At 72.1% G+C, this 11152-nt stretch carries 10 protein-coding genes; 8 read left to right on the plus strand and 2 right to left on the minus strand.

What is annotated here, in order from left to right; translation table 11 throughout:
- Window positions 1-44 precede the first annotated feature (44 nt).
- The gene (locus tag ACFRFC_RS22530; RefSeq protein WP_382691794.1) at window positions 45-989 is read left to right on the plus strand and encodes an ATP-binding cassette domain-containing protein; all 945 of its coding nucleotides are present in this window, start codon (window positions 45-47) and stop codon (window positions 987-989) included.
- Window positions 986-1768, plus strand: coding sequence for an ABC transporter permease (locus tag ACFRFC_RS22535; RefSeq protein WP_382691795.1), 783 nt, complete (start codon window positions 986-988; stop codon window positions 1766-1768). The genes ACFRFC_RS22530 and ACFRFC_RS22535 overlap by 4 nt, the downstream gene beginning before the upstream one ends.
- A gap of 184 nt (window positions 1769-1952) precedes the next feature.
- On the opposite strand, the gene ACFRFC_RS22540 is transcribed toward ACFRFC_RS22535, so the two are convergent.
- Window positions 1953-2222 carry a hypothetical protein gene (locus tag ACFRFC_RS22540; RefSeq protein ID WP_382691796.1) on the minus strand — a complete coding sequence of 90 codons (270 nt, stop codon included), beginning with the start codon at window positions 2220-2222 and terminating at the stop codon, window positions 1953-1955.
- A 744-nt stretch (window positions 2223-2966) separates the two neighbouring features.
- Here ACFRFC_RS22540 and ACFRFC_RS22545 point away from each other — a divergent pair.
- A complete protein-coding gene (locus tag ACFRFC_RS22545; RefSeq protein ID WP_382691797.1) occupies window positions 2967-4598 on the plus strand; it encodes a protein kinase in 1632 nt (543 codons plus the stop codon).
- A 10-nt stretch (window positions 4599-4608) separates the two neighbouring features.
- Here ACFRFC_RS22545 and ACFRFC_RS22550 read toward each other — a convergent pair whose 3' ends face one another.
- Complete coding sequence (locus ACFRFC_RS22550) at window positions 4609-5412, minus strand: SGNH/GDSL hydrolase family protein (RefSeq protein WP_382691798.1); 804 nt, start codon at window positions 5410-5412, stop codon at window positions 4609-4611.
- A 317-nt stretch (window positions 5413-5729) separates the two neighbouring features.
- On the opposite strand from ACFRFC_RS22550, the gene ACFRFC_RS22555 reads away from it, so the two are divergent.
- The 5 genes from ACFRFC_RS22555 to ACFRFC_RS22575 all read left to right on the plus strand — a co-directional run bounded on the left by ACFRFC_RS22555 (window position 5730) and on the right by ACFRFC_RS22575 (window position 11090).
- Window positions 5730-6938, plus strand: a complete 1209-nt coding sequence (locus ACFRFC_RS22555) for a S8 family peptidase (protein WP_382691799.1) — start codon at window positions 5730-5732, stop codon at window positions 6936-6938.
- A 523-nt stretch (window positions 6939-7461) separates the two neighbouring features.
- A complete protein-coding gene (locus ACFRFC_RS22560) occupies window positions 7462-7788 on the plus strand; it encodes a hypothetical protein (RefSeq protein ID WP_382691800.1) in 327 nt (108 codons plus the stop codon).
- Between the two features lies 1 nt (window position 7789).
- Window positions 7790-8881, plus strand: a complete 1092-nt coding sequence (locus ACFRFC_RS22565) for a GNAT family N-acetyltransferase (protein ID WP_382691801.1) — start codon at window positions 7790-7792, stop codon at window positions 8879-8881.
- A gap of 353 nt (window positions 8882-9234) precedes the next feature.
- Window positions 9235-10089, plus strand: coding sequence for a glycosyltransferase family 2 protein (locus ACFRFC_RS22570; protein ID WP_382691802.1), 855 nt, complete (start codon window positions 9235-9237; stop codon window positions 10087-10089).
- On the plus strand, window positions 10086-11090 hold the full coding sequence (locus ACFRFC_RS22575; protein WP_382691803.1) for a glycosyltransferase: 1005 nt from the start codon (window positions 10086-10088) through the stop codon (window positions 11088-11090). The genes ACFRFC_RS22570 and ACFRFC_RS22575 overlap by 4 nt, the downstream gene beginning before the upstream one ends.
- Window positions 11091-11152 lie beyond the last annotated feature (62 nt).

Genomic DNA, 11152 nt, shown 5'->3' on the forward strand with positions numbered 1-11152 from the left:
CATCCTAGTTACGTACAGCGTACGTAGTGCGCTATGGTCGACCCATGGCTACTACGTACGCTGTACTTAGTGAGGGTCTGGAGAAGCGGTTCGGCGAGGTGCGCGCGCTGCGCGGGCTCGAACTCGCCGTGCCCGAGGGCACCGTGCTGGGGCTGCTCGGCCCCAACGGCACGGGCAAGACCACGGCCGTCCGGCTGCTGGCCACGCTGCTGCGCCCGGACGCCGGTTCGGCGCGGATCGCGGGACACGATCTGGTGCGGGAACCGGCCGCCGTACGCCGGGCCATCGGGGTGACCGGGCAGCGCACCTCGGTCGACGGGGACCTGACCGGACGGCAGAATCTGCGGCTGTTCGCCCGGCTGCACGGAGTGCGCGGCGCGGCCGGGCGGGCCGCCGAACTGCTCGACCGCTTCGGCCTCACCGACGCCGCCGACCGCCCCGCGTCCACCTACTCCGGCGGGATGCGCCGCCGCCTCGACCTCGCGTCGAGCCTGGTCCGCCACCCCCGGGTGCTGTTCCTCGACGAGCCGACCACCGGCCTCGACCCGGCGAGCCGCGCCGGGATCTGGGACGCGGTGCGTGCGCTGCGGGACCAGGGCACGACCGTGCTGCTGACCACCCAGTATCTGGAGGAGGCCGACCAACTGGCCGACGACATCGCGGTGATGGACGGCGGCCGGATCGCCCACACCGGCTCCCCCGCCGAACTGAAGGCGCTGCTCGGGACGTACACGGAGATCGTCGTCGCCCACCCCGACGCGCTGGAGCGCGCGGCCGGCGTCCTCGACCGGCTCACCGGCGGGGAACCGGTGTTCGACCGTGAGCGCAACGCGGTCGGTGCCGTCACCCGCGACCCCACCCTGACCCTGCCCCGGCTGGTCCGCGAACTCGACGCGGCGGGCGTCCCGCTGCTGGACGCCGGACTGCGCCCGCCCACCCTGGACGAGGTGTTCCTGCGCCTCACCGACACCGAGGAGCCCGCCGCATGAGCACCCTGGCCCACGACAGCACCGCCCTGCTCGGCCGCCAGCTGGCCCGGGCCCGCAACAACCCGGGCCTGATGATCCTCACCCAGACCATGCCGATCACCATGCTGCTGTTCTTCGGGTATGTCTTCGGCAGCGCGCTCGCCGTGCCCGGCGCCGAGTACCGCGCGTATCTGGTGCCGGGCCTGCTGGTGGCGACGGCCGCGAACGGGATCATGACCGGGATGTTCCAGGCCGCCCAGGACACCCACCGAGGTGTCACGGACCGGCTGCGCTCGCTGCCGGTCAGCCGGGCGGCGGTACCGCTCGGCCAGGCGGGCGCGGATCTCGTCACGACGGCCGCCGGGGCCGTGCCGCTGCTGCTGGTCGCGCTCGCGGTCGGCTGGCGGATCGAGGGAAGCGTGCCCGGGGCGGTCGGCGCGTTCGCGCTGCTGCTGCTGTTCCGGTTCGCCACCACCTGGATCGGCATCCTGCTGGGGCTGCTGTCCCGCAGCGAGGAGGCCGCGGGGCAGTTGGGCGGCGCCACGTTCCTGCTGCCGTTGCTGTCCAACGCCTACCTCCCCGTCGACGGGATGCCGGGCTGGCTGCGCACGGTCGCCGAGTGGAATCCGATCAGCGCGCTGACCACGGCCCTGCGGGATCTGTTCGGCAACGCGCCGGTGCCGGCGGACGCCGCCTGGCCGGTGGCGCATCCGGTGGCGGGGTCACTGCTGTGGTGCGCGCTGCTGCTCGCGGTGTCCGTCCCGCTCGCCGTACGCCGGTACGCGCGGGGCGAGGCGTGAAGCGTCCGGGCGGGCGGCGCCCGTCGGGGGAGGGGAGGGGAGGGGGAGGGGGAAGGGGAAGGGAGAACGGAAGGTATGCGCGGGGGCCGGGGTACGCGACTGACGCCGCCCGTGGGGAGTCGGGGGCGTCAGTTCGAGCGCTGGAGGTCGGAGGCGGTCGGGGTGCGCGGGTCGCCGGGTTCGCTCAGCGTCCGCCGAAGAGGGAGCGGCGGAGCCGGCGGAGCGGGGCGAAGAGCGAGACGCGGCGTACCTTGGCGCCCTGGGCGCTCGGGTCGTGCGCGGTGTCACGCGCGGTCAGCTCACGCATCAGCGAGGTGGCCTCGGCCGTCTCCCGCTGTGGCACGGGGGGACCCGCCAGCACCGACAGGTGGCGGTCGAGGCGCGAACTGGTCGCGCTGCTCCCGCAGCTGATCGCAGGGACCCTTGCCCTGCTGTGCGCTGTTATCTGATCCATGTCACTCCCCACCCGTACGAGTCCACCCGGCCCGGGCAGGCTAACCCTATCGCCCCCTTGGGGCACCCGCGTATCGAGGTCACAGGATTCACCTTTCCCGTAAGGGGGTTGACGCACACTCGGCGACTACTCTCCGAATCCAACCGATTTCAGGGCGAGTTGGACAACTTGCTGGCCGGTGGGCTGTGCCGAGCCGCCATCACGCTCGACGATTACGGCGAGTGACGTCATGGAGGGGCCGAGACCGGACGCGGCGCAGGGCGTGTCGGCGGCGAAGAGCCCGAGGGAGCGTGGTTGCGCGTGGGGCGCATGAGCCGCAGTTGGTGCACGCGCCCGCTCGGGAGGGCGTCGTATCCGCTCAGGGTCACCACCGCGCGCCCCTCCGGGGTGGAGGCGATCACTCCGATTCCGCGGCCCAGGCGGCCGGGGCGGCCGGAAACGTGGGCGATCTCACGTGCCTGGTGCTGCCCGATCGGCAGCCGGCCGGTTCTGGGGGCGGCAGTGACGGAGTGTGCGCGGGGGGGGGGCCACGGACATCCACGCGAGCCGGACTGCGGGGTGACCCGGGACCTCGGCGGGGCGGCCCGGCTGGACCGCGTACGCGGTGGCGGGTCTGGTGCGGCGGGCGGTCGTGGCGGGTCTCGGGGCGGATCGGTGTTCAGGGGGGCCGCATCCGTATGGGGCTGAGCTACTTTGGGGAGAAATCTGGCGTGGGCGTCGGACGGGGCGAAGGGGGGTGCGCCGGTGTCCGAACAGCCGGGCAGTGAGCGGGTGATCGCGGGCCGGTACCGATTGCTGTCGCCGTTGGGCGCGGGCGGTATGGGCACGGTGTGGCGGGCCCGGGACGAGGTGCTGCACCGCGAGGTGGCCGTCAAGGAGGTGCGCGCCCCGGCGGGGCTGCCGGCGCCGGACGTGGAGCGGATGTACGCCCGGCTGGAGCGCGAGGCATGGGCGGCGGCGCGCATCACGCACCGGAACGTGGTGACGGTGTACGACGTCGCCACCGACGACGGCCGGCCGTGGATCGTGATGGAGCTGGTCCGGGGGCTGTCGCTGGCCGACACCCTGGATGCGGAGGGCCCGATGCCGCCGCAGCGGGCCGCGCTCGTCGGCGCGGAGGTGCTGGCCGCGCTGCGGGCCGCGCACGGGGCCGGGGTGCTGCACCGGGATGTGAAGCCCGGCAATGTGCTGCTGGCCAACGACGGCCGGGTGGTGCTGACGGACTTCGGGATCGCGATGGTGGAGGGCAGTTCGGCGCTGACCATGACCGGGGAGGTCGTGGGGTCGCCGGAGTTCCTGGCCCCGGAGCGGGCGCTGGGCCGGACGCCCGGCCCGGAGTCGGATCTGTGGTCGCTGGGCGTGCTGCTGTACGCGGCGGTGGAGGGCGTCTCGCCGTTCCGTCAGGACACACCGCTGAGCACGCTGCGGGCGATCGTGGACGAGGAGTTGCCGCCGCCGCGCCGGGCGGGTGCGCTGGCCCCGGTCATCGAGGGGCTGTTGCGCAAGGACCCGGCCGGGCGGCTGTCCGCCGAGCGGGCGGAGCGGGAGTTGCGGCTGGTCGGCGCGGGCGGTGCGCCCCGGGCGGACACCGTGTGGTCGGCGTCGACCGCGCCGACGGTCGCGGCCCCGTTCCCGGCCACCCCGCCACGGCCGGTGCCGATGCCGGTGCCGGTGCCTTCGGTGGACACCACCGCGACCGGTACGCCCCCGCCCGGCCGGGACCGCCGGGCGGTGGTGTTCCTGGTCGCCGGGGTCACCGCGCTGGCGCTGGCGCTCGGCGGGCTGACGTACGCGCTGGTCAACGGCGACGACGGCGGTGACGGCGGGGGAGGGAGTGCGGGCGGGGGGAGCCCGAGTGCCTCGGCGGAGGGGTCGGGCACGCCGTCCGCCGAGGAGCCGTCCGGTGGGGACGCGGCGGGGAGTCCGACGCCGGACGTCCCGGAGAGCACGCCGAGCACGTCGAGCGGGTCGAGCGCTCCGCCGCAGTCGGTGACCGTGACGGTGGCGGGGGCGCGCACCGCGTACGAGGGCGTCTGTCCGCCGCCGGAGGCCGGGGCACCGGTGTTCACGGCGACGTTCACGGTGGGGCGGCTGCCCGCCGAGGTGGACTACCGCTGGGTCGCGCGGGACGGGGAGGTCACGGACGAGAGCTGGCGGACGCTGTCGTTCCCGGCGGGCGGGACGCGGACCTCGCAGACGAGCGTGACGGTGACGGCGTACGACGAGAGCGGGACGTATCACAACGCGCTGGGTGTGGAGGTGCGGGATCCGGTGGACGTGACGTCGAACGTGGTGGAGTTCTCGGTGAGCTGTGTGCCGGAGGTGACGGAGACCCCGACCGGCGGGGCCTCCGCTTCCTCGACATCGGCCTACTGATGTACCGGGGTCAGGCCGCGCTGTTCAGGACCGGCAGATAGCCGCCGGACTGGCCCGCGGCGGTCGGGTGGTAGGACTCGCCGACGTTGAGCCAGTTGACGCTGTGCAGCCAGGAGCTGCCGGAGCAGATCTCATGGCCGGTGAAGGTGGAGCGGACGTCGCCGAAGGTGAAGCCGTGGTCGGCGGCGCGCTTGGCGATGGTGGTGTTGAGCAGGTCGGAGGCGTCGTTGATGGCCTTGCGCTTGGTCTCCGAGAGGCCGAGGCAGCTCTGGCCCAGCAGATAGAAGCGGGGGTAGCCGAGCACGACGACCTCGGCGGACGGGGCCTTGGAGCTGATGGCGGAGTACACGGTGTCGAGCTTGCCCGGCAGGGTGGCGGTCACGTACGTCCGCGCGGTGTTGATCCGGGAGATGCAGGAGCTGTCGGACTGGAGCACACAGGTCGTCATGATGTCGGCGAAACCGGCGTCGTTGCCGCCGACGCTGATCGAGACCAGACCGGTGGACGCGCTGAGCGGGGTGAGCTGACCGGCCAGGACTTCATCCGTTCGGGCGCCCGAGCAGGCCGTGAAGTTGAAGGACGAGGGTGAGTTGGCTGCGGCCCACAGCGAGGGGTACGCGTTCGTGCTGCGCTTGCAGTCGCCGCTGGAGCTGATGTAACTGCCCGCGCCGACACCGGAGGAGTAGGAGTCGCCGAGCGCCACATAGCCGGTCGCGGCGGCTTCGGCGCCCTGTGCGGCACTCGCCCCGGTGAGGGCGGCGCCGGCGGCGAGGAGGAACGAGCTGAGGATCACGGCGATCCGGGAACGTCTCATGGAACCTCCCTTTAGCAGGATCTCTGCCGCAACATGCGTACCGACTACGCGCGTTGATTGGAAGTGTTCATGCCAAGACCTTCAGACGTCGTCCACAAATCCCGGCAGGTCTTCACCGGTTGATTACGTGCACATGTCACGTTTGTTGACAGGTGCTCAACACCCTTGATCTACGCGGGTGGATGACCCAGGCTGTACCCCAGCCCCGGAGCGGAACGCGACGTTCCAGGGGTCGTGCCGCGCGAATACGCGCGCATCCCCCACAGTCGCGCGCCCATATCCCGGGTGCGCGCCGCCAACAGGAGGACACCCTCGTAATGGCACACCTGCGTAGCAACAAGGTGCGGCTCGCCGCGATAACCACCCTGGCGACCGCCGCCCTCGTCGGCGGGCTCACCGCGATACCCGCCCAGGCCGCTCCGGCCGAGGGCAAGGTCATCTCGGCCGGCTCCCCCACCGCCGTCAAGGACAGCTACATCGTCACGCTCGACCAGGACGCGGGCTTCAAGGCGTCCTCCAGCACCGGCAAGGGCCTGATCGGCGAGTACGGCGGCAAGGTGGACAAGACGTTCGGCAGCGCGCTGAACGGCTACACCGCGACGCTCTCCGCGGAGGAGGCCCGCAGACTGGCCGCCGACCCGGCGGTCGCCTCCGTCGAGCAGAACCAGCGCGTCCAGGTCGCCGACACCACCCAGACCAGCGCCCCGTGGGGCCTGGACCGCGTGGACCAGACCTCGCTCCCGCTCTCCGGCACCTACACCTACCCGGACACCGCGGGCAGCGGCGTGACCGTATACGTCGTGGACACCGGCGTGCGGATCACCCACCAGCAGATCAGTGGCCGTGCGAGCTACGGCTACGACGCCATCGACGGCGACAACATCGCCGCCGACGGCAACGGCCACGGCACCCATGTGGCCACCACGATCGCGGGCTCCACCTACGGCATCGCCAAGCAGGCGAAGATCGTGGGCGTGCGGGTGCTGGACAACAGCGGCTCCGGCACCACCGCCGGGGTCATCGCGGGCGTCGACTGGGTGACCCAGAACCACTCCGGCCCCTCGGTCGCCAACCTCTCGCTGGGCGGCGCCGCCTCCACCACGCTGGACACGGCGGTGCGCAACTCCATCGCCTCCGGCGTCACCTACGCGGTCGCGGCGGGCAACAACAACCTCAACGCCTCCTCGTACTCCCCCGCCCGCGTCACCGAGGCCATCACGGTCGGCGCCACCACCAGCACGGACGCCCGCGCCAGCTACTCCAACTACGGCACGGTGCTGGACATCTTCGCCCCCGGCTCCTCCATCACGGCCGGCTGGCACACCAGTGACACCGCGACCGCGACCATCTCCGGTACGTCGATGGCGACCCCGCACGTGGCGGGCGCGGCGGCGATCTACCTCGCGAACCACACCACGTCGACGCCCGCCCAGGTGGCCACGGCGCTGGTGAACGGGTCGACCCCGAGCAAGGTCGTCAGTCCCGGCACCGGTTCCCCGAACCGGCTGCTGAAGATCGTCCCGTGACCCGTGTGATCCGGGTGACCCGTGTGATCCAGGTGATCTGAGCGATCCGGGTGATCTGAGGGATCTGAGGAATCCGAGTGACCTCGGGGCGGTGGCTTCCGCACCGCCCGTGACATTCGCACCACAAGTACGACCCGCACCACCCGTGTGACACCGGAGCGCGCCCGGTGTGAACGGCGGGTTCCCCGGGCGCCCCCACGCGCTCCGGGGAACCCGCTGCACGCGTTGCCCGCGACCGGCGTCCGTACTCCGGCGCACCGGAGCAGGCTCGCGCACCTCGCCGGGGCGTGCCCCCGCCGTGTGGGTGACCGGCTTCCGCATCTTGACGGCCGTCGGCGGGCTGCGCGACATTGAAGCCCGGCATCCGGCGCTTCGGGGGGCAAAGTCGCCAATGCAGCGCTTACACACAGAGACAACCGCAACAACGGCACCGCGGGACACCGAGCGGGCGCGGTCAGGACCGGGGAGGGACCTGTCGCCGCTGCTCGCGGGCGCCGCGACGGCTGTCGGGGGGATCGGCGCGATGCTGGCGCTGACCGGGTCGGACTGGGCGCTGCGCGGGCCGTTCACCCTGTTCTTCCTGTTCGCCGCGCCGGCCGCGGCCCTCGCCGCCGCACTGTCCGGACTGGACCCGTTCGGCCGGCTGATCGCCTCGGTGGCGGGCGCGATCGTCGTGAACATGCTGGTGGCGCAGACGATGCTGGCGCTGCACCACTGGTCGGTGACCGTCGGGATCGCGGCCGTGGGCGCGTTCAGCGCGGTGACGCTGCTGCTGGTGCTGCTCCGCCGCCGCAGCCGCCGCCGCAGCCGCCCGGGGACCCGCCGTACGGCGAGCAGACAGGACGCGTGACGTGGACATCAGTGTGTACCGCCCCGGCGAGCTGACCGGCGCAGACCGGGCGGCCTGGACGGGTTTCCAGACCGAGGCCCATCTCCACGGCACACCGGAACTGGCCAATCCGTTCCTCGCGCCGGAGTTCGCGCTGGCGATCGGCCGGTGCAGACGCGGGGTGCGGATCGCGGTGGTCCGGGAGGAGGGCGAGCCCGCCGCGTACTTCCCGTTCCAGCGCACTGCGGCGGGCGTCGGCCGGGCGATCGGGCTCGGGGTGTCCGACGCGCAGGGCGTGGTGCACCGGCCGGGGTTCACCTGGGACGCCGCCGAACTGCTGCGGGGCTGCGGGCTCGCCGTGTTCGAGTACGACCATCTGGTGCGGGGCCAGCGGCCGTTCGAGGCGCAGGTCTCCGGCACCTTTCCGTCCCCGGTGATGGACATCGACCGTGGATACGACGCCTATCTGGCACAACTGCGCGCCCAGGCACCGAAGTTCACCCGGTCCACCCTGGCCAAGGAACGCAAGCTGGGGCGGGACGCGGCGGGGACCCGGTACGTCCATGACGAGCGCGACCCGGCCGTGCTGCGCACGCTGATGGACTGGAAGTCGGCGCAGTACCGCAGGACCGGCCGCAACGACCGGTTCGCGCACGACTGGATCACGCTGCTGGTGCAGAGGCTCTTCCACACCCGCTCGGCGCCGTTCGCCGGGCTGCTGTCGGTGCTGTACGCCGGGGACCGGCCGGTCGCCGCGCACTTCGGGCTGCGCAGCGAGCGGGTGCTGGCCTGCTGGTTCCCCGCGTACGACCCGGCGTTCGCGAAGTACTCGCCCGGTCTGGTGCTGCATCTGCGCATGGCCGAGGCGGCGGCCGCCGACGGGATCGCCTATCTGGATCTCGGGCGCGGCCAGAAGGAATACAAGGACTCCCTGAAGACCCGGGAAATCCAGGTGTCCGAGGGGTGGGTGACCCGGCGTCACCCGGTGGCGGTCGGGCATCGCGCCCGGCGTGCGCCGGTACGGGCGCTGCGCAACGCGGTGGTGACCCGGCCGGAACTGTTCGAACCCGCCGATCGGCTGCTGAAGCGGATAGGCAAGATTCGGTCGAAATAACAAAAAAGTGAGACCTCGGTGTAGGTCTTGCCATAAATAGTCAACCATCAATACCGTCATACAACTCATCCGCGCCGGATCATCACCCAAGGGCTCCAGGGGAGGGCTCAGGGCCCTGGGAGATACCGGCGCGGGAGCGCGGCAGGGGGGTGCCGTGCCCGGAGGCCGTGGGCCGACGGGCCGAGCCGCGCGACCGGCTGCCGTGCTGCGGCATCCGGCGTACTGCCAGCTCATCTTGTGCGCACAGGGCGTCAGCTCCGGTGTGCCGTAGGTGAGATACCCCCCTTTCGAACCGGACACAGAGCCGGGCCGCCCAGGGGCGGGCGGTCCACCGGACGAGAGGGACCGGACTCATGAGTTCTGTACTGCACCCGGTGAGCACGGGTGACGATCCGTCCATGACATCCATAGCAGCGGCCTCGGAACCGGTGACCGCCGGCGCCTACCGGCCGATCTCCTCCCACCTGGCGATCACGCCACCGGTGAGTGTGGTGATCCCCGCCATGAACGAGGCCGAGAATCTGCCGTACGTGTTCCGGACGCTGCCCGACTGGATCCATGAGGTGGTCCTGGTCGACGGCAACTCCACCGACGACACCGTGGGCGTGGCGCGCGCGCTGTGGCCGGGCGTCCGGGTGGTCGAACAGTGCGGGAAGGGCAAGGGGGACGCGCTGATCACCGGGTTCGAGGCGTGCACCGGCGACATCATCGTGATGGTCGACGCGGACGGCTCGGCCGACGGCGGCGAGATCGTCTCGTATGTCTCCGCGCTGGTCTCGGGCGCCGACTTCGCCAAGGGGTCGCGGTTCGCGAACGGCGGCGGCACCGACGACATGACCTTCATCCGCAAGCTGGGCAACCGCGCGCTGTGCGCGGTCGTCAACGGGAAGTTCGGCGCCCGCTACACCGATCTCTGCTACGGATATAACGCGTTCTGGCGGCACTGCCTAGACAAGATCGACCTCGACTGCACCGGCTTCGAGGTGGAGACCCTGATGAACATCCGGGTCGTCAAGGCGGGTCTGAAGGTGCAGGAGATACCTAGCCACGAGTATCTGCGCATCCACGGCACCAGCAATCTGCGGGCCGTCCGCGACGGGCTGCGGGTGCTGAGGGTGATCCTCGCGGAGCGTTCCAACCGGCGGGCGCTGCGCCGCCGCCCGGCCCGCTCCCCGATGCTCGACACGGTCCGGGGAGAGGTGTCTTGAGCGGTCCCGGCGTCTCCGTCGTGATCTGCGTGTACACCGAGGACCGCTGGGAGGACATTCTCGCGGCGGTCGTCTCGGTGCGGGCGCAGTCCCGCCCGGCCCTGGAGACCCTGCTGGTCGTGGACCACAATCCGGCGCTCCTGGACCGGCTGGGCGGGGAGTACAAGGAGACCGGGGGCGTGCGGGTGCTCGCCAACGCGGGCCCGCGCGGGCTGTCGGCGGGCCGCAACACCGGGATCGCCGCCGCGCGCGGCGAGATCATCGCCTTCCTGGACGACGACGCGGTGGCCGAGCGGGACTGGCTGCTGCGGTTCGCCGGGCACTACGCCGACCCGCGCGTGATGGCGGTCGGCGGGCGCACCGAGCCGATCTGGGCAGCGGGGCGGCGGCCGGTGTGGTTCCCGCGTGAGTTCGACTGGGTGGTGGGCTGCACCTACACCGGGCAGCCGCACGGGATCGCCCGGGTGCGCAATGTCCTGGGCGGCAACGCCTCCTTCCGCCGTACGGCGTTCGACGCGGCGGGCGGCTTCGCCACCGGCATCGGCCGCGACGGCGACAAACGCCCGCTGGGCTGCGAGGAGACGGAACTGTGCATCCGGCTGGCCCGCGCCCTGCCGGACGCCGTGCTGCTGCTGGACGACCGGGCGGTGATCCACCACCGGGTGCCGGCCCCGCGCGAGCGCTTCGCCTACTTCCGCACCCGCGCCTACGCCGAGGGCCTGTCCAAGGCCCTGGTGTCCCGCAGCGTCGGCGCGGCCAAGGGGCTGGAGTCCGAACGCCGGTACGCCACCCGGGTCCTGCCCACCGGAGTCGCCCGAGCCCTGCGCGACGCGGTCCTCGCCCGGCCGGGCGGCGCGGGACGCGCGGGCGCGATCGTCGCCGGAGTGGCGGTGGCGGCCGGTGGGTACGTCGTCGGGAGCGTACGGGCCCGCCGCGAGGGCACGACGTTCGAGGCGGGACGGATCGGGACGGGGCGGGTCGAGGGGGGCGGTCGTGGCTGAGGTGCGGGGGAAGGGGCTGTGGCTGACACGTCGACAGGGGGTCGCCATGGCTGACATGCCAA

Origin of the sequence: Streptomyces sp. NPDC056734, assembly GCF_042790455.1 — a bacterium.
Classification (GTDB): Bacteria; Actinomycetota; Actinomycetes; order Streptomycetales; family Streptomycetaceae; genus Streptomyces.

Coding starts and splice junctions, on each gene's coding strand:
- ACFRFC_RS22555 (WP_382691799.1), top strand. CDS start 5,730: ATGGCACACCTGCGTAGCAACAAGGTGCGGCTCGCCGCGATAACCACC.
- ACFRFC_RS22570 (WP_382691802.1), top strand. CDS start 9,235: ATGAGTTCTGTACTGCACCCGGTGAGCACGGGTGACGATCCGTCCATG.
- ACFRFC_RS22535 (WP_382691795.1), top strand. CDS start 986: ATGAGCACCCTGGCCCACGACAGCACCGCCCTGCTCGGCCGCCAGCTG.
- ACFRFC_RS22540 (WP_382691796.1), bottom strand. CDS start 2,222: ATGGATCAGATAACAGCGCACAGCAGGGCAAGGGTCCCTGCGATCAGC.
- ACFRFC_RS22560 (WP_382691800.1), top strand. CDS start 7,462: ATGCTGGCGCTGACCGGGTCGGACTGGGCGCTGCGCGGGCCGTTCACC.
- ACFRFC_RS22530 (WP_382691794.1), top strand. CDS start 45: ATGGCTACTACGTACGCTGTACTTAGTGAGGGTCTGGAGAAGCGGTTC.
- ACFRFC_RS22550 (WP_382691798.1), bottom strand. CDS start 5,412: ATGAGACGTTCCCGGATCGCCGTGATCCTCAGCTCGTTCCTCCTCGCC.